This window comes from Mycobacterium sp. NGS40, from assembly GCF_059812735.1.
On record NZ_JCALDG010000010.1, the window covers coordinates 1 to 23587 of the forward strand.

The window sequence follows — 23587 nt, forward strand, 5'->3', positions numbered from 1 at the left end:
ACCTCGCCGATGTGCTTGGTCGCCCGATACGACGGCGCGTCCTTGGGAACCAGTGAGACCGAATGCTCTTCGGACACCGCCTCGAGCTGCGGGACGGCCACGTTGAGGACGGCCACCAAGCCAAGCCAGACCAAGATGATCGGGGTTGCGAGCCGGTGGATCGTCCGGGCCAGGACTGGGTGCTCGGCGCGCGCGGCGGATCGTGGTCTCACGTTGCGCGAGGCCTGCTGCACCTTTGGGCCGCTCTGCTACAGGTCGGCCAGCAGCAGGCGCAGGACCTCGAGGCCCTCGATGAGTAGCTCGTCGCTGATGGTCAGCGGGGGCAGCAGCCGGATGACATTGCCGAACATCCCACAGGTCAGGACGATGATGCCGGCCGCGCCGGCGGCGGTCACCAGCTTGTTCGTCAGTTCGGCGTCGGGGTCGCTGGTGCCGGACTTGACCAGCTCGACGGCGATCATGGCGCCGCGGCCGCGCACGTCGCCGATCCGGTCGTCGCCGGCCTGCATCCGCAGCAGCACGTCGAAGATCAGCCGCTCGATGTGCTGGGCCCGCTCGATCAGGCCGTCGCTCTCGATCGTCTCGATGCTGGCCAGGGCCGCCGCGCAGGCGACGGGGTTACCGCCGAAGGTGCCACCCAGGCCGCTGACGTGCGGGGCGTCCATGATCTCGGCGCGGCCCGTCACCGCCGAGAGCGGCAGCCCACCGGCGATGCCCTTGGCCGTGCAGATCAGGTCGGGCTCCAGACCGTTCGGGCCCTCGTGCTCGCAGGCGAACATCGCCCCGGTGCGCGCGAACCCGCTCTGCACCTCGTCGGCGATGAACACCACGTCGTTCTTGTGGCACCAGTCGACCAGCGCGGGCAGGAAACCCTCGGCCGGGACGATGAATCCGCCCTCGCCCTGGATCGGCTCGATGATGACGGCGGCCAAATTGGCGGCGCCGATCTGCTTCTCCAAGACGCCGATCGCCCGCGCGGCGGCCAACTCGCCGTCGGTGGCCAGCTCCTTGTCGAGCAGGCCGTCGCGGTACGGGTAGGACATCGGCGCCCGGTAGATCTCCGGTGCGAACGGGCCGAAGCCGCTCTTGTAGGGCATCGACTTGGCGGTCAGCGCCATCGTCATGTTGGTGCGGCCGTGATAGGCGTGGTCGAAGGCCGCCACGGCGGGTTTGCGGGTGTAGGAGCGGGCGATCTTGATGGAGTTCTCGACAGCCTCGGCGCCGGAGTTGAACAGCACCGACCGCTTCTCGCCCGAGCCCGGGGTGATCCGGTTCAGCTCCTCGGCGACCGCGATGTAGGACTCATACGGCGTGACCATGAAGCAGGTATGCGTGAACTCGGCGACCTGTTCGCGCACCGCGTCGACGACCCGCGGCGCGGAGTTGCCGATCGTGGTGACTGCGATGCCAGAGCCCAGGTCGATGAGCCGATTCCCGTCGACGTCCTCGACGATGCCGCCACCGGCACGCGCGACGAACACCGGCAGGCTGATGCCGACGCCGTGGGACACCGCCGAGGCGCGGCGCTTGTTGAGTTCCAGCGATAGGGGACCAGGGATTTCGGTAACCAGCTGGCGGCTCTGTTCGAGGCTGGCCACGACGTCCTCCTCCCGGCGACACGCGTATCGCGTCGCGCTGAAAGCCTATCCGTAGGACGGGTCTTGGCGCCTGCCGAGGATGCGGCCCAACCGCGCGCCCCCGGGCCTGCCAGACTGGACGGGCACACACCGGCGCACCGCGCGGTGCGTGACCTCCCGGTCGCTCGGCACCGACCGTCGGAAAACCCGGCAATACCGATACGAAAGACAGGCACGTTTCGATGGAAAGTTTGGTTTTGTTCCTGCCGTTCCTGCTCATCATGGGCGGGTTCATGTACCTGGCGTCGCGTCGCCAGAAGAAGGCGATGCAGGCCACCATCGACCTGCACGAGTCATTGCAGCCGAGGGATCGCGTGCACACCACCTCGGGCCTGCAGGCCACCGTCGTCGCGCTCACCGACGACACCGTCGACCTCGAAATCGCGCCCGGCGTGGTGACCACCTGGATGAAGCTGGCCATCCGCGACAAGATTCTGCCGGAGGACGACTTCGACGAGGACGACGACTTGGAAGAGTCCGACGACGCCCAGGGTCCGGCCGGCGAGAGCCACTTGACCAAAGATCAGTGACCACAGCGGTCCGATGAGCGGTTTCCGCCAGGCGGGCACGTAGGCTCTGTCGGGAGCCAGAACCGATTATCAAGGGAGAGATAAGGAAAGTGGCATCGTCTTCGGCGCCGGTGCACCCTGCCCGCTACCTGTCGGTTTTCTTCGTCTTGCTGATCGGCGCTTACCTGCTGGTGTTTCTCACCGGGGACAAGCACGCCGCCCCGAAGCTCGGCATCGATCTGCAGGGCGGCACCCGCGTCACCCTGACCGCGCGCACTCCGGACGGCTCCCGCCCGAGCCGGGAGGCTCTCTCGCAGGCGCAGCAGATCATCAGCTCGCGCGTCAACGGCCTGGGCGTCTCCGGTTCTGAGGTCGTGGTCGACGGTGACAACCTGGTCATCACGGTGCCCGGCAACGACGGCAACGAAGCCCGCAACCTGGGCCAGACCGCTCGGCTCTACATCCGCCCGGTGCTGAACTCCGCGCCCGCCCAAGCCGCCGAACCCAAACCCCCTGGGGGCCAGCCCGCACCGCCTGGTGCGCAGCCCGCACCGCCTGGTGCGCAGCCCGCACCGCCTGGTGGCCAGCCCGCACCCCCTGGGGGCCAGCCCGCGCCACCACCCGCCGGGCGGCCGGCGCCGCAGCCGCGTCCTTACCCGCAAGACCCGCCGCCCAGCCCCAGCCCCGCGCCGCCCGCGCCCGCGCCCGGAAACCCGGCCGCCGACGCCCCGCCACCCGAGGTGCCCGGGCCGCCCGATCCGCGCAAGGATCTCGCCGACCGCATCAAGGTGATGAAGGATTTCCGGCAGAGCAACAACCCCTACATCCAGATGGTTGCTCAGCAGTGGGTGGCCGCTCACTGCGACAAAGAGGACATCCTGGCCGGCAACGACGACCCGGCCCTGCCGCTGATCACCTGCTCGACGGACCACAAGTACGTCTACCTACTGGGGCCGTCGATCATCAGTGGTGACCAGATCCAGGACGCCAGTTCGACGATGAACCAGCGCGGCATCGGCTACGTCGTCGACGTTCAGTTCAAACCCGCCGCGGCCAACACCTGGGCGGACTTCACCGCCGCCCACATCGGCACCCAGACCGCGTTCACGCTGGACTCTCAGGTCGTGAGCGCGCCGATGATCCAGGAAGCGATCCCCGGCGGGCGCACCCAGATCTCCGGTGGCGACCCGCCGTTCACCGCCACCACCGCCAAGCAGCTGGCCAACGTGCTCAAGTACGGCTCGCTGCCGCTGTCCTTCGAATCGTCGGAAGCCCAAACCGTTTCGGCGACACTGGGATTGACCTCGCTGCGCGCCGGTTTGATCGCGGGCGCGATCGGCCTGATCCTGGTGCTGCTGTACTCGCTGCTGTACTACCGGGTGCTGGGATTGCTGACGGCACTATCTCTGATTGCTTCGGGCGCAATGATTTTCGCGATCCTGGTGCTATTGGGACGGCAGATCAACTACACCCTGGACCTGGCGGGTATCGCCGGTCTGATCATCGGTATCGGCACCACCGCGGACTCGTTCGTGGTGTTCTTCGAGCGCATCAAAGACGAAATCCGCGAAGGCCGTTCGTTCCGCTCGGCCGTGCCGCGAGGCTGGGTACGTGCCCGCAAGACGATCGTGTCAGGTAACGCCGTCACCTTCCTGGCCGCCGCGGTGCTCTACGGCCTGGCGATCGGCCAGGTGCGCGGATTCGCCTTCACGTTGGGCCTGACCACGGTTCTCGACATCGTGGTGGTGTTCCTGGTGACGTGGCCGCTGGTCTACCTGGCCTCCAAGTCTCCGACGCTGGCCAAGCCCAAATACAACGGCCTGGGCGCTGTCCAGCAGGTCGCCCGCGAACGCCGAGCTTCAGACGTGAAGACGGGACGGGGAACCCGATGACCTCCAAAGACACCGACGCCACCGAGCTCACGGAATCCACCGATGCCGTGGAGCTGATGTCCGACTCCGCCGCGCAGCCGCCGCAGCACAGCTTTCTCGCCCGGCTCTACACCGGGACCGGCGCCTTCGAGGTCGTCGGGCGGCGCCGGTTGTGGTACGGCATCAGCGGGGCGATCGTCGCGATCGCGATCCTGTCGATCATCCTGCGTGGCTTTACCTTCGGCATCGACTTCAAGGGCGGCACCACGGTGTCGTTCCCGCGCGGCAACGTCACGACCTCGCAGGTGCAGGACGTGTTCCGCAAGACCCTGGGCCGTGACGCCGCATCGGTTGTCATCGTCGGCAACGGCGGCTCGGCGACGGTGCAGATCAGTTCCGAAACGCTGACCAACGACCAGACGACGAAGCTGCGCAACGCGCTGTTCGACGCGTTTGCGCCCAAGGGCGCCGACGGCAAGCCGAGCAAGGCGGCGATCAGCGACTCCGCGGTCTCGGAGACCTGGGGCGACCAGATCACCAAGAAGGCGCTGATCGCGCTGGGCGTGTTCCTGGTGCTGGTCAGCGTCTACATCATGGTGCGCTACGAGCGCTATATGTCGATCTCGGCACTGACGACCATGGTTTTCGACCTCACCGTCACCGCCGGGGTGTATTCGCTGGTCGGCTTCGAGGTCAGCCCCGCGACGGTGATCGGCCTGCTGACCATCCTCGGGTTCTCGCTGTACGACACCGTCATCGTCTTCGACAAGGTCGAAGAGAACACCAAAGACTTCCAGCACCGAAACCGGCGCACCTTCGCCGAGGAAGCCAACCTGGCGATCAACCAGACCTTCATGCGCTCGATCAACACCAGCCTGATCTCGGTCCTGCCGGTGCTGGCGCTGATGGTGGTGGCGGTGTGGTTGCTGGGCGTCGGCACGTTGAAGGACCTGGCGCTGGTGCAGCTGGTCGGCATCCTGGTCGGCACCTACTCGTCGATCTTCTTCGCCACCCCGCTGCTGGTCACGCTGCGTGAGCGCACCGAACTGGTGAAAAACCACACCCGCCGCGTCCTCAAACGGCGCAAGCCGGGCACGCCGGAGCCGGCGGTCAGCTCGGCCGACGAGGCATCCGACACCGAGAACACCACCGAGACGAAGAAGGCCGCGACGCCGTCCGGCGAGCCCGCACCCAACAAGCCGGCCCCCGGTGCACGGCCGGTGCGACCCACCGGCACCCGGCGCCCGAGCGGCAAGCGAAACGCCGGCCGGCGGTAGCCGCCATGCTCAGGCGGTCCGCGGCTATCTCTCTGACCGTTGCGCTCGCCGTCGCGGTCCTGGTGACGGGATGCTCGGGCAGCGCGGCCTCGCAGATCGACTACGTCGTCGACGGCCGGTTGAGCACCTACAACGCCAACACCACCGTCGGGTTCGCGTCGGCCGGGGCCCAAGCGTTCGCCCGCACCCTGACCGGGTTCGGCTATCACGGCCCCGACGGACAGGTCGTCGCCGATCGCGACTTCGGGTCGGTCACGGTGGTGAGCGGCTCACCGCTGGTGCTCGACTACCAGATCGCCGACAGCGCGGTCTACTCCGACGGCAAGCCGCTGACCTGCGACGACCTGGTGCTCGCCTGGGCCGCTCAGTCGGGCCGGTTTCCCGGATTCGACGCCGCCACCCAGGCCGGCTACGCCGATATCGCCAACATCGAGTGCATACCGGGACAGAAGAAGGCGCGGGTCTCGTTCGTCCCGGACCGCGGCGTCGTCGACTACACCCAGCTGTTCGCCGCGACCACGATGATGCCGTCGCACGTCATCGCCGACCAGCTGAATATCGATGTGACCGCGACGCTGCTGGGCAACAATCCCCAGTCGGTCGCGCCGATCGCGCAACTGTGGAACACCACCTGGGACCTCAAGCCCGGTCTCACCCACGACGAGATCGCCAAGCGCTTTCCGTCGTCGGGACCGTACAAAATCGAATCCGTCCTGGACGACGGCGCCGTGGTGTTGGTCGCCAACGACCGGTGGTGGGGTCCCAAGGCGATTACCAAGCGGATCACCGTGTCACCGCAGGCCCCCGACATCCAGGACCGGGTCAACAACCGCAGCGTCGACGTGGTGGACGTCGCGGCCGGGTCGTCGGGCACGCTGAACACCCCGGACAACTACGAGCGCACCGATTCGGCAGCGGCGGGCATCGAGCAACTGATCTTCGCGCCGCAGGGACCGCTGGCCCAGAACAACAATCGCCGCACGTTCGCGCTGTGTGTTCCCCGTGACGTGATCGCCCGGGACGCCGGGGCGCCGATCGCCAACTCCCGGCTGTCTCCGGTCGCCGAGGACGCCGTCGCGCAGGCCGACGGCGCCGCCGAGGCGAGCCCGTACAACAAGGCGGACCCGGTCGCCGCCCGCGCCGCGCTGGGTGGCGCGCCGCTCGCCGTGCGAATCGGCTACCAGGGCCCCAACGCCCGCCTCGCGGTCACCGTCGGGACGATCACCAAGTCGTGCGCCGCCGCGGGCATCAATGTCTCCAACGTCACACTCGACACCTCCGGGCCCCAGGCGCTGCGGGACGCGAAGATCGATGTTCTGCTGGCCAGCACCGGTGGAGCCAGCGGCAGCGGGTCCACCGGATCGTCCTCGATGGACGCCTACGACCTGCACAGTGGCAACGGCAACAACCTGTCGGGATATGCGAATCCGCAGATCGACGGCGTCATCGGTGCGCTTGCGGTGTCCGGCGACCCGGCCGAGCGCGTTCGCCTGCTGGCCGAGGGAGCGCCGGTACTCTGGGGTGACATGCCGACGTTGCCCCTGTATCGGCAGCAGCGCACGTTGCTGATGTCGAAGAAGATGTACGCAGTCAGCGCGAATCCGACCCGCTGGGGCGCGGGTTGGAACATGGACCGATGGGCTTTGATGCAGTGACGGATATTCGCGAGGACGCGGCCTTAGCCGACCTCATCGCGTCGTTGACCCGCGATGTTTCCAACTTTCCGCAGCGAGGAGTCCAGTTCAAGGACCTCACTCCGCTGTTCGCCGACCGAACGGCGATGAACGCGGTGATCGACGCGCTCGCTAGCATCGCCGCCGGCTCGGATCTGGTCGCCGGGATCGAATCGCGCGGGTCGTTGGTGGCCGCGGCCGTCGCCGCCCGGCTCGGCACCGGCGTGCTGTCCATCCGCAAGGAGGGCAAGTTGCCGCCACCGGTGCTCCGCGAAAAGTACACCCGCGAGTACGGTCCCGCGGCGATCGAGATCCCCGCCGACGGTCTCGACTTGCGCGGCACCAGCATCACGATCATCGACGACGTGCTGGCCACCGGCGGCACTCTCGGCGCGGCGAACCGGTTGCTCGAGCGCGCCGGGGCCAACGTCACCGGTGCGGCCGTCCTGGTGGAAATCACCGCGCTGGGCGGCCGGGAGGCGATCGCGCCTTTGGCGGTAGCCAGCTTGAGCCGCGTTTAGAGGGGATATTCTCGAGTTCGGAGGTGACCAACGTGGCGGATGAGCAAAGCACGGCGCAAGCTGTTGTGCCGCCCACGGACTCGCTACCGGCCATCGACACGCCGAGCTCGTCGGAGGCACCGACCGAAACCCTGAAGACGTCCAGCAGCGCGTCGCGTCGCGTCCGGGCCCGGCTGGCCCGGCGGATGACCGCCCAGCGCAGCGCATTCAACCCCGTGCTCGAGCCGCTGGTGGCGGTGCACCGGGAGGTTTATCCGAAGGCGAACTTTTCGATGCTCAACCGAGCCTTCGAGGTCGCCGACCAACGTCACGCCAGTCAACTGCGCCGCTCCGGGGATCCTTACATCACCCACCCGCTGGCCGTCGCCAACATTCTCGCCGAATTGGGCATGGACACCACCACTTTGGTGGCCGCGCTGCTGCACGACACCGTCGAGGACACCGGATACACGCTGGAGGCGTTGAGCGAGGAATTCGGCGAAGAGGTGGGCCATCTCGTCGACGGCGTGACCAAGCTGGACCGCGTCGAGCTCGGCAACGCCGCCGAAGGCGAGACCATCCGCAAGATGATCACCGCGATGGCGCGTGACCCGCGGGTGCTGGTGATCAAGGTGGCCGACCGGCTGCACAACATGCGGACCATGCGCTTCCTGCCGCCGGAAAAGCAGGCGCGCAAAGCCCGTGAGACGCTGGAAGTCATTGCGCCCCTTGCACATCGGCTAGGTATGGCCAGCGTCAAGTGGGAGCTCGAAGACCTGTCGTTCGCGATCCTGCACCCGAAGAAGTACGAGGAGATCGTTCGTCTGGTCGCCGGGCGCGCGCCGTCTCGGGACACCTACCTGGCCAAGGTTCGCGCCGAAATCGTCGCCACCCTCAACGCGTCGAAAATCAAAGCGACAGTTGAGGGCCGGCCCAAGCATTATTGGTCGATCTACCAGAAGATGATCGTCAAGGGCCGCGACTTCGACGACATCCACGACCTGGTCGGCATTCGCATCCTGTGCGACGAGATCCGGGACTGCTACGCCGCTGTGGGCGTGGTGCACTCGCTGTGGCAGCCGATGGCGGGGCGGTTCAAGGATTACATCGCCCAGCCCAGATACGGCGTCTACCAATCACTGCACACCACGGTCGTCGGGCCCGAGGGCAAGCCGCTGGAGGTGCAGATCCGCACCCGCGACATGCACCGCACCGCCGAATACGGCATCGCCGCGCACTGGCGTTACAAGGAAGCCAAGGGCCGCAACGGTGTGCTGCATCCGCACGCCGCCGCCGAGATCGACGATATGGCCTGGATGCGGCAGCTGCTCGACTGGCAACGTGAGGCCGCGGACCCGGGCGAGTTCCTGGAGTCGTTGCGTTACGACCTTGCGGTGCAAGAGCTTTTCGTGTTCACCCCCAAGGGGGATGTGGTCACGCTGCCGGCCGGGTCGACGCCGGTGGACTTCGCCTACGCGGTGCACACCGAGGTCGGCCACCGCTGCATCGGCGCCCGGGTCAACGGGCGGCTGGTGGCGCTGGAACGCAAGCTCGAAAACGGGGAAGTCGTCGAGGTTTTCACCTCCAAAGCGCCCAACGCCGGGCCGTCGCGGGACTGGCAGCAATTCGTGGTGTCGCCGCGCGCCAAGGCGAAGATCCGCCAGTGGTTCGCCAAGGAGCGGCGCGAGGAGGCGCTGGAGGCCGGCAAGGAAGCGATGGCCCGTGAGGTTCGTCGCGGTGGACTTCCGTTGCAGCGCTTGGTCAACGGCGAGGCCATGTCCGCGGTGGCCCGCGAGCTGCACTACACCGACGTGTCCGCGATGTACACCGCGATCGGCGAGGGACACGTCTCGGCGCGACACGTCGTGCAGCGGTTGCTCGCCGAGCTCGGCGGTATCGACCAGGCCGAAGAAGACCTCGCCGAAAGGTCCACGCCGACAACGATGTTGCGCCGCCCGCGCAGCACCGACGACGTCGGCGTCTCGGTCCCCGGCGCACCCGGCGTGCTGACCAAGCTGGCCAAGTGCTGCACACCCGTGCCGGGCGATGCGATCATGGGCTTCGTCACCCGCGGCGGTGGTGTCAGCGTGCACCGCACCGACTGCACCAACGCGGCGTCACTGCAGCAGCAGGCCGAGCGCATCATCGAGGTGCTCTGGGCGCCGTCGCCGTCGTCGGTGTTCCTGGTGGCCATTCAGGTCGAGGCGCTCGACCGGCACCGGTTGCTGTCGGATGTCACGCGGGTGCTCGCCGATGAGAAGGTGAACATCCTGTCCGCGTCGGTCACCACCTCGGGTGACCGAGTTGCGATCAGCCGCTTCACTTTTGAGATGGGCGACCCCAAGCATCTCGGGCACCTGCTCAACGTTGTGCGCAATGTCGAAGGCGTATACGACGTCTACCGCGTCACGTCTGCCGCGTAGGCCTCAGCCGATCCGTACCGAACTGATGGTCACCGGGGAGACCGGAAGACCGCTGTCCCGATTGCCGGCCACGCCCGCAGCCGCAATCTTGTCGAGGACCGCCAGGCCGGCCTGGTCGATGGTGCCGAGCACCGTGTTCACCGGCGGCATTTCGCCGTCCTTGAAGAACATGACGAATTGGCTGGCGTTGGTATTGGGCCCCTCGTTGGCCAGGGCCAACGTCCCGCGCGGATACAGCACGGACGCCCTGAGTGCTGGGTCCCCGGCAGGGTACTGGTTGACGGGGTATTCGTCGTTGAAGATGTAGTTCGGCCCGCCGGTGCCGTCACCGTCCGGACCACCGCACAAAAGCGTTCCGATGTCGATGGCCTTGGTCAGCCGGGCGCAGACGGTGTTGGCGTAGAAGCGTTGCCGCGCCAGGCTGAGGAAGCTATTCACCGCACATGGGGACTTGTTGTTGTCCAGCATGATGCCGATGTCCCCAAAATTAGTGGAGATGGTCGCGGCGATTTGGGCAGGTTCGGTGGATACCTTTCCTGACGGGGGCAGGCTGACCGACTTCGTTCCCGTCCCCTCCTGTGCGTCGGCCGGCACGGGCGTGTATTGACAGTTGGCACCCAGGTCAGGTGGCGGAACGAATGGTGGCAACGGCGGCAGGCCCGCTGCGTTCGTGGTGGTCGGGATCGTCGGTCCGCCCGGTACCGGCCCACCAAATTTGGGCGTCCGGGGATGGGGCATGGTGCTGGATGTCGCGTTGTTCGAGGCGGAATTGTCGTTCGTCACCAGGGCAACGACCAGGACCGTCACCATCGCGAGGGTGAAGGCCGACGCGGCGACGATCCCGATGATCAGGCGCCGGTTCGAGCGCTGCGACTGGGGTCGCAGCGGGGTGTGGGCCGTCGGGGTCGGCCCGGGTTGCGCAAGCGTTGGCGGATACGGCGGTAACGGGCCGTGGGCAGCTGTGCCGCCGTGGCCCGCCAGTGCGGCTTTGGCGGCCTCGGCGAACTCGAGGGATGTTTGGTAGCGCTGGTCGACGTCCTTGGCCATGCCCCGGATGACCACCTCGTCTAAAGCGGGCGGAACGCCGGGCGCGGTGAACGAGGCGCGCGGCGGCGGGGTGTTCAGGTGCGCGTTGAGCTGTTCTTCGAAGGTGTCGCCGGGGTAGGGCAGGTGTCCGGTCAGGCATTCGTAGAGCACGCAGGCCAGCGCGTAGACGTCGGCGCGGTGATCGGTCATGCCCCGGAAGCGCTCCGGGGCCATGTAGGCCATCGTGCCCATCGTGTGACCGGTGTGGGTCAGCGCGGTGTCGGCGGCGGTGCGCGCCAGCCCGAAGTCGATCAGGTACACGAAGTCGCGGGTGGACACCAGGATGTTCGACGGTTTGATGTCGCGGTGGATCAATCCGACTTCGTGGGCCGTATCCAGTGCTGCCGCAACCTGTTCGACGACCGCGACGGCGCGCTCGGGGCTCAGCCGGCCGCCGTTTTCGGCGATGTAGGCCAACAGGTCGCGGCCTTCGATCAGCCGCATGTCGACATACAGTCGGCCGTCGATCTCGCCGTAGCTGTGGATCGGCACCATGTGCGGGTCGTTCAGGCTTGCCGCGATGCGCGCCTCACGCCGGAACCGTTGCTGAAATTCGTCGTCTTCCGCCAGATGTGCGGGCAGCACCTTGAGCGCGACCACCCGATCGGTGAGGGTGTCGCGAGCGCGGAACACCTGTCCCATCCCGCCGCGCCCCAACAGGCCCTGTAGTTCGTAATGCCCGAATACTTCCGTCGACACCCAACGACCATATGCCGTTGTTAGCTGACCCGTATCGAGTTGATCGTTACCGCGGAGGTCGGCATTCCGGTCATCCGGTGGCCGGCGACTCCTGCCGCGGCGATCTTGTCGAGGACCGTGAGGCCGGCCGCGTCGATGTTGCCGAGCACCGTGAATGTCGGCGGAGCCTCGGTGTCCTGGTAGAACATGACGAATTGGCTGCCGTTGGTATTGGGCTCGTTGGTGGCCATGACCACGGCTCCGCGCGGGTAGATCACCGTCGCCCTGAGCGCGGGATCTCCGGGCGGATATTGATTGGTGGGGTATTCGTCGGCGAATTCGTAACCGGGACCGCCGTTTCCGTCCTTATCCGGCCCACCGCACACCAGCGTCGCGCCGTCCGAGCCGGTGGACAGGCGCGGGCAGATGGTGCCGTCGAAGAATTGTTGGCGGGCAAGGCTGACGAAGCTGTTCACCGTGCACGGTGACTCGTTGTTGGCGAGCGCGATGCCGATGTCGCCGAAATTGGTGGAGACAGTGGCGGGAATCTGCGCCGGCGTGGTGGCTACCCTGCCGGACGGAGGCAGGGTGACGGGCTTGGGCGAGGCATCCACGGAATCGTTGCCCACGGTTTGGTATTGACAGTTGGCACCCAGGTCAGGTGGCGGGGCAAATGCCGGCAACGGCGGCGCGGCATTCCCGTTCGGGGCGGCCTGGGTCGTCGCCGCTCCCGGTCCGCCGAAGGTGGGTCCCTGCTTGGGCGACCTCGGGCGGGGTGCGGCGCTGGATGTCGCGTTGTTCGACGAGGCGTCGCCGTTGGTCACCAGGGCGATGACCAGCACCGTCACCATGGCCAGCGTGAACAGCGATGCCGCCACGATGCCGATGATCAGGCCCCGGTTCGACTTCTGCGGCTCCGGTTGCTGCGGGGCATAGGCCGTCGGAGGATGGCCGGATTGCGCTGGCGGCGACGACGGGGTGGGCGCGGTGGCCGGGTAGGACGGCGGCGGTGGCGGGCTGGGCGGGCCGTGGGCAGCTGTGCCGCCGTGGCCCGCCAGTGCGGCCTTGGCGGCCTCGGCGAACTCGATGGCGGTCTGGTAGCGGTGGTCGACGTCCTTGGCCATGCCGCGAGCGACCACCTCGTCCAGGGCGGGCGGGACGCCGGGCGCGGTGAACGAGGCGCGCGGCGGCGGGGTGTTCAGGTGCGCGTTGAGCTGTTCTTCGAAGGTGTCGCCGGGGTAGGGCAGGTGTCCGGTCAGGCATTCGTAGAGCACGCAGGCCAGCGCGTAGACGTCGGCGCGGTGATCGGTCATGCCCCGGAAGCGCTCCGGGGCCATGTAGGCCATCGTGCCCATCGTGTGACCGGTGTGGGTCAGCGCGGTGTCGGCGGCGGTGCGCGCCAGCCCGAAGTCGATCAGGTACACGAAGTCGCGGGTGGACACCAGGATGTTCGACGGTTTGATGTCGCGGTGGATCAATCCGACTTCGTGGGCCGTATCCAGTGCTGCCGCAACCTGTTCGACGACCGCGACGGCGCGCTCGGGGCTCAGCCGGCCGCCGTTTTCGGCGATGTAGGCCAACAGGTCGCGGCCTTCGATCAGCCGCATGTCGACATACAGTCGGCCGTCGATCTCGCCGTAGCTGTGGATCGGCACCATGTGCGGGTCGTTCAGGCTTGCCGCGATGCGCGCCTCACGCCGGAAGCGCTGCTGAAACTCCTCGTCGTCTGCCAGATGTGCGGGCAGCACCTTGAGCGCGACGATGCGGTCCGTGCTGGTGTCATAGGCGCGAAATACCTGTCCCATGCCCCCGCGGCCCAGCAGCTCGCGTAGTTCGTAATGTCCGAACGACTCCGTCACCACTCAATGACCTTAAAGTGTCGACCAGCTTCCTACGAATCTTGGCGACCCGTGTTGCGCTGCTTCGGGTCTAGTCCAGCAGGATCGACTTGATCGTCACTTCGCTGTTCGGTGCGCCGTCTTCGCCGCCACCGTTGATGCCGCCCTTGGCGATCTTGTCGAGAACGGCCAGCCCGTCAGGCTGAATCGTGCCGAAGACGGTGTACTGCGGCGGCAGCTGAGAGTCCTTGTAGACCATGAAGAACTGACTGCCGTTGGTGCCGGGTCCGGCGTTTGCCATCGCGAGGGTGCCCCGCGGATAGAGAACGGGTTCGCGCAGCTTGGGGTCGTTCGGCGGGTACTGGTCGGTCGGGTACTCGTTGGCGAACTGGTAACCCGGCCCGCCGGTGCCGTCGCCCTTGGGATCGCCGCATTGCAGCACACCCAGCGTGTCCGAGGTGGTCAGGCGGTGGCACTTGGTGTTGTCGAAGTACTTCTGTCCGATCAGGCTAGCGAAACTGTTGACCGTGCAAGGTGATTCGTTGTTCGCCAGCATCAGGCCGATGTTGCCCTGGCTGGTCGCCATGCTGGCGCTCACCTGCGCGGGGTCGGTCGGCACCTTGCCGGTGCGCGGCGGCTTGACCGGCTTGGCGGCCGGATCCGTCGACGGCGGGTACTGGCAGTTGGCGCCCACGGTGTCCGACGGTTTGAACACCGGCAGCGGCGGAACCGGCGGAACCTGACCCGTTTGCGGAGTCGTCGTGCCCGACGCCGCCGGCGAGTTGCTCGTCGTCGGCGCTGCCGTGTCCTGCTTGTGCTTGTTGTTCGTGTTGATCACGGTGACCACCACCGCGGCGATCACCGCGATGGCAGCCACGACGCCGCCGACGATGACTAACACACGTCGCCTGCGGGCTTGCTTCGCCCGGCGTTCGAGCTGCCGTTCGAGTTTGCGCTTGGCGTTGGCGCGTCGCTGTTCGTTGGTCGGCACGGCCGGTATGCCTCCATGCGTGTCAGTGGGGGCGGGTTTGCAGGCTCAGGCTAATGCGGGCGGCGCGAGCGGTGTCAACTGGGCCCCGTGGGAAAATGGCGAACGTGTTGATCACCGGATTTCCCGCGGGCATGTTGCAGTGCAACTGCTACGTGCTGGCCGAGCGCCCCGGTACGGACGCCGTGATCGTGGATCCGGGGCAGCGAGCGATGGCGCCGTTGCGGCGCATCCTTGACGAGAATCGGCTCACCCCCGCCGCCGTGCTGCTCACCCACGGGCACATCGACCACATGTGGTCTGCTCAGAAGGTTTCGGACACCTACGGCTGCCCGACCTACATTCATCCCGAAGACCGCTTCATGCTCAAAGACCCCATCTTCGGTATGGGGCCACGGCTGGCGCAGCTGATGACGGGTGCGTTCTTCCGGGAGCCCAAGCAGGTGATCGAACTGGACCGCGACGGCGACAAGATCGACCTGGGCAACGTCAGCGTCAACGTCGACCACACGCCCGGACACACCCGCGGATCGGTGGTCTTCCGGGTGGCCGCGGACCAAGACGTGGTGTTCACCGGCGACACCCTGTTCGAGCGCTCGGTGGGCCGCACCGACCTGTTCGGCGGCAGCGGCCGCGATTTGCTGACCTCGATCATCGACAAGCTTCTGGTGCTCGACGACAACACCGTGGTGCTGCCCGGCCACGGCGCGGCGACCACGATCGGGGCCGAGCGGCGTTTCAATCCGTTCCTCGAAGGCCTGGCCGGATGACGGAGTCGTTCACCGCGTTTTCCGCGCCCAAGGGCGTGCCCGACTATGTCCCGCCGGACTCGGCACAGTTCGTCGCGGTGCGTGCTGGCCTGCTGGGCGCGGCACGGCGGGCCGGCTACGGTGACATCGAGCTGCCCATCTTCGAGGACACCGGGCTGTTCGCCCGCGGCGTCGGTGAATCCACCGACGTGGTGTCCAAGGAGATGTACACCTTCGCCGACCGTGGTGACCGCTCGGTGACGCTGCGGCCGGAGGGCACCGCCGGGGTGGTGCGCGCGGTGATCGAGCACGGCCTGGACCGCGGCGCGCTGCCCGTCAAGCTCTGTTACGCCGGGCCGTTCTTCCGCTACGAGCGTCCGCAGGCCGGCCGGTATCGCCAGCTGCAGCAGGTGGGCGTCGAGGCGATCGGCGTCGACGACCCGGCGCTGGACGCCGAAGTGATAGCGATTGCCGACGGCGGGTTCCGGTCACTGGGCCTGGACGGGTTCCGGCTGGAGATCACCTCGCTGGGCGACGACAGTTGCCGACCGCAGTACCGGGAACTGTTGCAGGAGTACTTGTTTGGGCTCGACCTCGACCAGGAAACACTGCGACGCGCACGACTGAACCCGCTGCGCGTGCTCGACGACAAACGGCCCGAGGTGAAGGCCATGACGGCCGATGCGCCGGTGCTGCTCGATCACCTGTCCGATGAGGCCAAGCAGCACTTCGACACGGTGCTGGCCCACCTCGACGCGCTGGGTGTGCCCTACGTCATCAACCCGCGGATGGTGCGCGGGCTCGATTACTACACCAAGACGACTTTCGAGTTCGTGCACGACGGACTCGGCGCGCAATCGGGCATCGGTGGCGGCGGCCGCTACGACGGGTTGATGCGCCGGCTCGGTGGACAAGACCTGTCCGGCATCGGTTTTGGACTCGGCGTGGACCGCACGCTGCTGGCGTTGCGCGCCGAGGGCAAGAGTGCGGGGGAGACCACGCGTTGCGACGTCTTCGGAGTGCCGCTCAGCGACGCGGCCAAGCTGCGGCTGGCGGTGCTGGGCGGTGAGCTGCGGGCCGCCGGCGTCCGGGTCGATATGGCCTACGGCGATCGTGGGCTCAAGGGCGCGATGCGCGCCGCCGACCGATCCGGTGCCCGCCTCGCGCTGGTCGCCGGTGATCGCGATCTGGAGTCCGGCACGGTCGGCGTCAAGGATCTCGCGGCCGGGGAGCAGGTGTCGGTGCCGATCGAATCGGTTGTCGCCGAGGTTCTCTCGCGTTTCAGGCGACTTCCCAATCCTTGATGTTGGCGACGGGCCCGAACAGGTCCCGCGGCACATCCGGTGACAACGGTCGTCCGGATCGCACCCGATGGGGCCAGTCGCGATTCGCCAGCGCGGGTTTGGCCAGGGCGACGACATCGGCAGCGCCCGAGTCGATGATGGCGGCGCCGTCTTTCGGGTCGTCCAGGTGGCCGTTGGCGATGATCGGCAGCCCGCTGTACTGCTTCGCAAGCTGCGCGAGCGATTTGTCTGAACCGGCGAATGCCGGTGCAAGCGCGCGATATTCGGTGGTGTGTATGTAATCGATGCCGGTGTCGGCCAGCGTGGCGAAGATGGTGGCCGCGTCGTCCTCGCCGCCCGTCCAATGATGGTGGTTGTCGGAAACCTTTCCCTGGGAGATCCGGATACCGACCGCGATCTCGCCACCGACTGCCGACGCGACGTCGTGGCAGACCTCGGCCGCGAGGCGCACCCGATTGGCGACGCTGCCGCCGTAATCGTCGGTGCGGGTATTCAGGTAGTCGGTGAGGAATTCGTCCAGCAGATACCCATTCGCACCGTGGATCTCCACACCGTCGAACCCGGCGTCGCGCGCCTGCCGCGCGGCGTTGACGAAGGCGCTGCGGACTCGGCCGAGATGCTCGACGGTCATCGCTTGGGGAATTTTGAAGGGGCCGGCACCGCGGTACATGGGTAGTTGCTCGCCTTTCGGGCGTATGGCGGACGGCCCCCAGGTGGTGTCGGTATGCGGGTTGCCCTGCGACTGGCTGCCGGCATGCATGAGTTGAGCGAAATATTTGGCCCCGCAGTCATGGACACCCTCGACCACTGGCTGCCAGGCCGACGCGTGCACGGCGTTGGCGATGCCTGGTTGAAAGAGATATCCCTGACTGGTCAGGTCGTCGATGTAAAGCCCCTCCGTGATCAACAGGCCGAATCCGCCCCGGGCGAATCTGCGGTAGTAGGCAGCGACCTGGTCGGTGGGCAGTCCGTCGGCCGTCGCGCTGACTCGTGTCATCGGTGCCAGGGCCACGCGATTGGCGAGTTCGACCCTTCCGATTTTCGCGGCGTTGAACAAGGTCTGATAAGGCGGACACGTGTCGTCGGGCACTGCCATCACTTTCGGATCGGTTGACGCGGGTCGTTGTCTCGATGAACGGCAAGCACATTCACCGCAGCCAACCACATACACAACAGCGGTATGAACGGAGGCTTGATCCGCAGGGGAAGCACCTCGGCTGGCACCTCCGGGTGCAGATGTACATAGGTAGCCCCCGCCATGTTGGCAATCAGTGCGGCTGAGGCGGCGGAGGTGAGCGGGTTGGCACGTGGAGAGTGTTTGCGCCTCAAGCGGGAGGCTGAAAGCAGACTCAACCCAATAGATATCTCACCGACTATGCCCATCGGTATGCTGGATCGCGGCAATCGACTGTTGGTGATTTGAACATTGAACTGCGTACGAAACGGTTCGATCAACTTCAACAATCCGAACCAGAACATCACCCAACCCAGGAATGGCGTGTTGTATCGCAAGATTTTCGCGGGGTTGCTCATCGTAGGTCCGGATGCTCCTTGATGTAGCGGATGAAGCCGATCACGTCGTCGGCGACCAGCCGGCCTATCGCACCGCTCGAGTAGACGGCGAGTCGGACCGTCCCGTCCGGCGCCAGGACGAAGCCGGTCGATTGCAGGTAGTGCGGCTCCTCGCTGACGTAGGCGTCGGTCACTGCGGCGATCTTGTCGGCGTCGGCGCTGTGGCCGACCGGGAAGGACAGCTTGCGCTTCGACACCAGCGCTGCGGTGGTCTCGGCATCGTCGACCGAGAAGGCGACGACCTTGACGCCAAGGTCGTTCAGCGCGTCGGCGGCACGAGAGAACGCGGCCAACTGCGCGTTGCAGTAGGGGCACCACGACCCGCGGTAGATCAGGACGACGCCGTAGTACCCGGCGAGATCGCCCGGTAGCGAGATCGTGCCGCCACCGACCGCTGGAAGTTCTAACGCGGGAAACTGATCACCGTTATTCAGGCGGGACATGCATTCCTCTCCCGGGGTAGGCGGACGACGTGGACAAAGTGTGCTGAACCCGAACTGGACTATCAAGTCCAATTCGATCTACACTTCTGCTTCATGCCGTCAAAAGAGCGCCCCGCGGGTGCGCGGCTGACGAATCGCGGTGCGGCGACCAGAGCGCGAATCGTCGCTGCGGCCGCGGCACTCGTCCGCCGGCAGGGTGTCGCCGGAACAAGCCTGGACGACGTCATCGCCGATACCAACACGAGTAAGTCGCAGCTGTACCACTACTTCCCGAACAAGGAAGCGCTCATCTGCGAGGTCATCAAGACCCAACTCGGCCAGGTCATCGCGGCCCAGCAGCCAAATCTCGGCGAAGTCTCCTCGTGGGAAGGACTGCAGCGCTGGTGCGACCATGTCTTGGCGATGGCCCGCGCTACACACGGTGTCGGGGGTTGCCCGCTAGGTTCGCTCGTGGGCGAGCTCGCCGAACAATCCGACTCGGCGCGACAGCAGCTTGCGCAGAGCTTCGCCGAGTGGCAGGCATATCTCGCTGCTGGCATGACGACGATGCGTGGCAATGGTGAATTGTCCGCCGATGCCGATCCCGCCGATCTCGCACTGTCGATGATGAGTGCGGTGCAAGGCGGCTTGCTGATGGCGCAGACGATGCGCAGCGCGCGGCCTCTCGAACTCGCGCTGGACATGGCGCTCGGGCACATCGCTACCTACCGCAGCGACCCGAAGCGGGGGCGCAAGGCCTGAGGGCAACGAGCAGGTGTCGGTGCCGCTCGATTCGGTTGTCGCCGAGGTGCTCTCGCGTTTTGGGCGCTCATCGCCGCCGGTTTTGACCGGGCGGGCGGAAATTAGCGATCCCGTCGACGAATATTCAGCAAACTGGTTCATGGCGGCCCGTGGTTATTGTACGGTCGTGCAAGATTGCGCGGGACAGGCGTCGTCGCCGCGCAGGCCGGCCGATAAGGAGACGTCCGTGGAACGTGCTGAGATGCCGAGCGGGGCAACCCCTCCCAGGGTGAAGTCGTTCCGCGATTTCTCCAGCGTGGTGGTGGAGTGCGCGGCTCTGGGCGCGTCGCCCGCGCTGGGCTCGCTGTCGGTACCGCCGGCCTGGCCGAAGTCCGCTCCCAGGCCCGACGAGCTCCCGGCTACCCCGAAGGTCAAGCCACCCGGCCTCACTTACCAGGACGGCCTGATGAGCGTGATGACCGGCCGTCACGCCGTCCCTGCGCAACAGGGGGAGTTGCTGGCCGACGAGGCGTGAGTCAGTTCGCGCCAAATCACTTGTGTCACTTGCGTTTCAGGCTGACTTTCTTGTCGGTGGGGCGTTGTATCATTCGAACATGGGTTCGAGTAGCTGCGACGAGATCGATGAGGTCTTCGGGCGGCGCTATCCGTCCACCACACCCGATTCCGCGGCCTTGGTCAATCGCATCCGCTCGTCCGCACGGGCGGAAAATCGGGCGGCCGCCACCCAGCTGACCGACATCGCAGACCTGTTCGCCTATCGACTGGCGCGTTGTTCGGACACCGAGGCATGGGCGGTCGACACGATGGAGGCGGTGGCCGCCGAAGTGGCGGCGGCGTTGCGGATCAGTCAGGGGCTGGCGGCGAGTCGCCTTCGGTACGCCCGGGCAATGCGTGAGCGGTTGCCGAAGGTTGCAGCGGTGTTCAAGGCCGGCGACATCGACTATCGGATGTTTCAGACGATCGTCTACCGCACCGATCTGCTGACCGACGACGAGGCACTGGCCAGAGTCGATGCGGAGTTGGCGGTTTGCTTGCCGCGTTGGCCATCGCTGACGCACGGTCGGCTGGCCGGGCAGGTGGACAGGATTGTGGTGCGGGCCGATGCCGATGCCGTCCGGCGGCGAAAGCAACGGCAATCCGGGCGCGAGGTATGGATCGCGGACATCGGCGACGGCACGTCCGAGATCCACGGTTCCTTGCTGACCCCCGACGCCCGGGCTCTGGAAAAGCGGTTGAACGCGCTGGCTGCCACGGTGTGTGAACACGACCCGCGCGGCCGTGAGCAGCGCCGGGCCGACGCGCTGGGCGCGCTGGCCGTTTCCGCCGACCGGCTGGGGTGCCGGTGCGGCCGGCCCGACTGCGCGGCGGGCAAGCGTCCCGCCGCGTCGCCCGTCGTCATTCATGTGATCGCCGAGCGGGCCGCGGTCGACGGTACCGGCTCGGTGCCCGCGTCCCAGCTCGGTGCGGACGGACTCATCCCGCCGGAACTCGTTGCCGAACTTGCCAAGTCGGCCCGGCTGGTGCCGCTGGTCCATCCCGCCGATGCTGCGCCCGAACCCGGATATGTGCCTTCGGCGGCGCTGCGGGATTTCGTGCGATGCCGAGACCTGACCTGCCGCTGGCCGGGTTGCGACCGGCCGGCAGTCGAGTGCGACGTCGACCATACGATCCCGTACGGCGACGGTGGCCCGACGCATGCGTCAAACCTGAAGTGCTACTGCAGGACTCATCACCTGGTCAAGACGTTCTGGGGATGGCGCGACAAGCAGCTGCCCGACGGGACGGTGATTCTGACCTCGCCGGCTGGTCAGACCTATGTCACCACCCCGGGCAGCGCGCTGCTGTTCCCGAGCCTGTGCCAGCCGACAAGCGGCGCGCCGGCGCCCGACATCGAACGGCTGCAGGACTACTGCGGCGAGCGGACCGCGATGATGCCGATGCGACGGCAGACTCGCGCCCAGAATCGCGCCGCTCGCATCGCCGCCGAACGTCGGCAGAACCGCCAGGCGCGGGTGGGGCCGGACGAATCGCTCACTGCCACAGGCGATCCGGATCCGCCGCCCTTCTAGTTCAAGACGGCCAAGCCGGACAGCGCCTCTGGCAACGGTTCTCGATGCAAGACGCCGAGCCGTTGGGTGGCGCGGGTGAGGGCGACGTAGAGCTCGGATGCGCCGCGCGGGCCGTCCGCGAGGATCCGCTGCGGGTCGACCACCAGCACGGCGTCGAACTCCAATCCCTTGGTCTGTGAGACCGGCACCGTACCCGGCACCCCGGGTGGACCGATCACAACGCTGGTGCCGTCACGACCGGCTTCGTCGCGCACGAATTCTTCAATCGCGCCAGGCAATTCGTCGTCGGTGACCTGTCGCGACCAGGGCCGCGCGCCGCAGGCGCGAACCGATTCCGGTGGCTGTACCCCCGGCGCGAACTCCTCGAGCAGCGCGGCGGCGACCGTCATGATTTCTTCCGGCGTGCGGTAGTTGACCGTCAGCGACCGGTAATCCCACCGGCCCGGCACGTACGGCTGCAGCATCGCTTGCCACGATGTCGCACCGGCGGCCGACCGGCGCTGGGCGAGATCGCCGACCACGGTGAAGGACCGGCCGGGGCAACGTCGCATCAGCACCCGCCAGTCCATCTCGGACAGTTCCTGGGCCTCGTCGACCACGACATGGCGATAGGTCCAATCTCGATCTGCCGCAGCACGTTCGGCGAGTTCACGCGTGTCGCGCTCGATGAAACGGTCGGCTAGGGCCTCGGCATGGATCACGTCGCGGGCCATCAGCTGGTCCTCGTCGTCCATCAGATCCTCGCGCGCGATCATCAGGTCCAGCACGCCGGCGGCGTACTCGGCCTCGTAGTTGCGCTCGCGCTTGGCGTTCGCCTCCGCGGCCTCGGCCGCCTTGTCGCGGCCGAGCAGATCGACCAGCTCGTCGAGCAGCGGCACGTCCGACACCGTCCAGGCCTCGCCGTCGACACGCAACAGCGACTGGGGCGCACCCACGGCATGCAGCCGCTCGGGGGAGAGGTACAGCGAAGCCAGCAGCTCCCGCGGTGTCAGGATCGGCCAGAGCCGGTCGAGTGCGGCGGCGAACTGCTCGTTGTCCGCCAGCTCGGCGAGCAGGTCGGAACGCAGCTGTTCCCATGCGCTGCGGTCCTCGCGGGTCAACCAGCCGCGGCCGATCCGGGCGATCGCGCGCTCGGTCAGCGCCCAGGTGAGGATGTCGATGAACACCGCGCGGGCCTGGTTGTGCGGTTGTCCGCTGCCGCGTGCCTCGTCTCGCGCCCAGCCGCCGATCTCGGCGTCGATGCGCATTGTGACGTCGGCCAGTTCGATCTCCAGCGGGCGCTCGGGTAGTCGCTGCCGATCGGCGACCGCGGCGGCCAGCACGTCGAGGATTTTCAGCGACCCCTTGAACGCCGCGCACTCCGGGGTGTCCTCGGCGGTGACGCGCATTCCAGGGACCAGATCGCCCGGCGTCATGAACACCACGCTGGACTCGCCCAGCGACGGCAGCACCCGATCGACATGGCGCAGGAACGCCGGATTAGGTCCCACCACAAGGACTCCGTGGCGCTCGATGCGCTCGCGCTGGGTGTACAGCAGGTACGCGACGCGATGCAGCGCCACGACCGTCTTGCCGGTGCCGGGGCCACCCTCGATCACCAGCACGCCGGGATGATCGAGCCGGATGATCTCGTCCTGCTCGGCCTGAATGGTCGCGACGATGTCGCGCATGCCCTCGCCTCGTGGCGCGTTGATCGCCGCCAGCAGGGCCCCATCGCCTTGCGCGTCCGCGCCCGGCCGGCCGAACACCTCGTCGGTGAAGTCGTCGATGCTTCGCCCGCGGGTGTGGAACTGGCGCCGGCGGTGCATGCCCTCCGGGGTGGCGGCGGTCGCGACATAGAACGCCCGGGCGGCCGGAGCGCGCCAGTCGAGCAGCAGCGGGTGATACTCGTTGTCGGCGTCGAACAGGCCGATGCGGCCGATGTAGCTGCGTTCACCGGAGATGGCGTCCAACCGCCCGAAGCACAGCCCGTAGTCGGCGACGTCCAGCCGTTTGACCTCCCTCGCCACCGCCCGGACCTCCGCGTCCCGGTCCGACAGGCTCTCGCCATCGCCCAGCAATGCCGCGCGGAAATTCTCCTTCGCCCGGGCGCGCTCGGCATCGAGGCGCGCATAGAGCCCGGTCACGTAGTCCTGCTCGGACCGCAGTTCGCCTTCATACCCAGGATTCGACAAGTACCCCTCCGCCACTTCAGTTCTCGGCCAGCGATATTGCGCATTTAACCCAGGA

The 23587-nt window shown here is 67.0% G+C and carries 20 protein-coding genes; 11 read left to right on the forward strand and 9 right to left on the reverse strand.

The features are described from left to right. Both AC5Y5O_RS16535 and gabT read right to left on the reverse strand, forming a co-directional pair. Positions 1-212: hypothetical protein (locus AC5Y5O_RS16535; RefSeq protein ID WP_500025817.1), on the reverse strand; the 212-nt coding region annotated here is incomplete at its 3' end. Between the two features lie 36 nt (positions 213-248). Then, positions 249-1598 (reverse strand): 4-aminobutyrate--2-oxoglutarate transaminase, encoded by a 1350-nt coding sequence (gene gabT / locus AC5Y5O_RS16540; protein WP_500025819.1) that lies wholly within the window; start codon positions 1596-1598, stop codon positions 249-251. Positions 1599-1819: 221 nt separating this feature from the next. On the opposite strand from gabT, the gene yajC reads away from it, so the two are divergent. From yajC to AC5Y5O_RS16570, 6 genes are all read left to right on the forward strand, one after another. Beyond that, complete coding sequence (gene yajC / locus AC5Y5O_RS16545; protein ID WP_500025821.1) at positions 1820-2167, forward strand: preprotein translocase subunit YajC; 348 nt, start codon at positions 1820-1822, stop codon at positions 2165-2167. Between the two features lie 89 nt (positions 2168-2256). Beyond that, positions 2257-4038 carry a protein translocase subunit SecD gene (secD, locus tag AC5Y5O_RS16550; RefSeq protein WP_500025823.1) on the forward strand — a complete coding sequence of 594 codons (1782 nt, stop codon included), beginning with the start codon at positions 2257-2259 and terminating at the stop codon, positions 4036-4038. Further along, entirely contained in the window at positions 4035-5294 is a 1260-nt protein-coding gene (gene secF, locus AC5Y5O_RS16555) for a protein translocase subunit SecF (RefSeq protein ID WP_500025826.1), read from the forward strand. The genes secD and secF overlap by 4 nt, the downstream gene beginning before the upstream one ends. Before the next feature lie 5 nt (positions 5295-5299). Beyond that, complete coding sequence (locus AC5Y5O_RS16560) at positions 5300-6949, forward strand: ABC transporter substrate-binding protein (RefSeq protein WP_096286614.1); 1650 nt, start codon at positions 5300-5302, stop codon at positions 6947-6949. After that, on the forward strand, positions 6946-7488 hold the full coding sequence (locus AC5Y5O_RS16565; RefSeq protein WP_423790890.1) for an adenine phosphoribosyltransferase: 543 nt from the start codon (positions 6946-6948) through the stop codon (positions 7486-7488). The genes AC5Y5O_RS16560 and AC5Y5O_RS16565 overlap by 4 nt, the downstream gene beginning before the upstream one ends. Positions 7489-7520: 32 nt before the next feature. After that, positions 7521-9890, forward strand: a complete 2370-nt coding sequence (locus AC5Y5O_RS16570) for a RelA/SpoT family protein (protein WP_096291035.1) — start codon at positions 7521-7523, stop codon at positions 9888-9890. A gap of 3 nt (positions 9891-9893) precedes the next feature. On the opposite strand, the gene AC5Y5O_RS16575 is transcribed toward AC5Y5O_RS16570, so the two are convergent. From AC5Y5O_RS16575 to AC5Y5O_RS16585, 3 genes are all read right to left on the reverse strand, one after another. Beyond that, the gene (locus tag AC5Y5O_RS16575; protein WP_500025829.1) at positions 9894-11675 is read right to left on the reverse strand and encodes a protein kinase domain-containing protein; all 1782 of its coding nucleotides are present in this window, start codon (positions 11673-11675) and stop codon (positions 9894-9896) included. 20 nt (positions 11676-11695) lie between these two features. After that, entirely contained in the window at positions 11696-13513 is a 1818-nt protein-coding gene (locus tag AC5Y5O_RS16580) for a protein kinase domain-containing protein (RefSeq protein WP_500025831.1), read from the reverse strand. Between the two features lie 70 nt (positions 13514-13583). After that, the gene (locus AC5Y5O_RS16585; RefSeq protein ID WP_500025834.1) at positions 13584-14483 is read right to left on the reverse strand and encodes a peptidylprolyl isomerase; all 900 of its coding nucleotides are present in this window, start codon (positions 14481-14483) and stop codon (positions 13584-13586) included. Positions 14484-14587: 104 nt separating this feature from the next. Here AC5Y5O_RS16585 and AC5Y5O_RS16590 point away from each other — a divergent pair, with 104 nt between their 5' ends. Both AC5Y5O_RS16590 and hisS read left to right on the forward strand, forming a co-directional pair. Next, on the forward strand, positions 14588-15250 hold the full coding sequence (locus tag AC5Y5O_RS16590) for an MBL fold metallo-hydrolase (protein ID WP_500026138.1): 663 nt from the start codon (positions 14588-14590) through the stop codon (positions 15248-15250). Then, a complete protein-coding gene (hisS, locus tag AC5Y5O_RS16595) occupies positions 15247-16533 on the forward strand; it encodes a histidine--tRNA ligase (protein ID WP_096286619.1) in 1287 nt (428 codons plus the stop codon). The genes AC5Y5O_RS16590 and hisS overlap by 4 nt, the downstream gene beginning before the upstream one ends. Here the strand turns inward: hisS and AC5Y5O_RS16600 are convergent. The 3 genes from AC5Y5O_RS16600 to AC5Y5O_RS16610 are packed head-to-tail and all read right to left on the reverse strand — an operon-like array spanning position 16511 to position 18548. Continuing rightward, positions 16511-17623 (reverse strand): oxidoreductase, encoded by a 1113-nt coding sequence (locus AC5Y5O_RS16600; RefSeq protein WP_500025837.1) that lies wholly within the window; start codon positions 17621-17623, stop codon positions 16511-16513. The genes hisS and AC5Y5O_RS16600 overlap by 23 nt on opposite strands. Before the next feature lie 5 nt (positions 17624-17628). Next, the gene (locus AC5Y5O_RS16605) at positions 17629-18066 is read right to left on the reverse strand and encodes a hypothetical protein (protein WP_096286623.1); all 438 of its coding nucleotides are present in this window, start codon (positions 18064-18066) and stop codon (positions 17629-17631) included. Further along, positions 18063-18548 carry a peroxiredoxin family protein gene (locus AC5Y5O_RS16610; RefSeq protein WP_096286625.1) on the reverse strand — a complete coding sequence of 162 codons (486 nt, stop codon included), beginning with the start codon at positions 18546-18548 and terminating at the stop codon, positions 18063-18065. Before AC5Y5O_RS16610 ends, AC5Y5O_RS16605 begins: the two co-directional genes overlap by 4 nt. Before the next feature lie 93 nt (positions 18549-18641). Here AC5Y5O_RS16610 and AC5Y5O_RS16615 point away from each other — a divergent pair, with 93 nt between their 5' ends. The 3 genes from AC5Y5O_RS16615 to AC5Y5O_RS16625 all read left to right on the forward strand — a co-directional run bounded on the left by AC5Y5O_RS16615 (position 18642) and on the right by AC5Y5O_RS16625 (position 21358). Beyond that, positions 18642-19289, forward strand: a complete 648-nt coding sequence (locus AC5Y5O_RS16615; RefSeq protein ID WP_096286626.1) for a TetR/AcrR family transcriptional regulator — start codon at positions 18642-18644, stop codon at positions 19287-19289. A 226-nt stretch (positions 19290-19515) separates the two neighbouring features. After that, entirely contained in the window at positions 19516-19803 is a 288-nt protein-coding gene (locus AC5Y5O_RS16620) for a PPE family protein, SVP subgroup (RefSeq protein WP_165796351.1), read from the forward strand. Positions 19804-19882: 79 nt separating this feature from the next. Further along, positions 19883-21358: an HNH endonuclease signature motif containing protein gene (locus tag AC5Y5O_RS16625; RefSeq protein WP_500025844.1), complete on the forward strand. Its 1476-nt coding sequence runs from the start codon at positions 19883-19885 to the stop codon at positions 21356-21358. Here AC5Y5O_RS16625 and helR read toward each other — a convergent pair. Continuing rightward, a complete protein-coding gene (gene helR, locus AC5Y5O_RS16630; RefSeq protein WP_207768502.1) occupies positions 21355-23532 on the reverse strand; it encodes an RNA polymerase recycling motor ATPase HelR in 2178 nt (725 codons plus the stop codon). The two genes, AC5Y5O_RS16625 and helR, sit on opposite strands and share 4 nt — an antisense overlap. Positions 23533-23587: the final 55 nt, after the last annotated feature.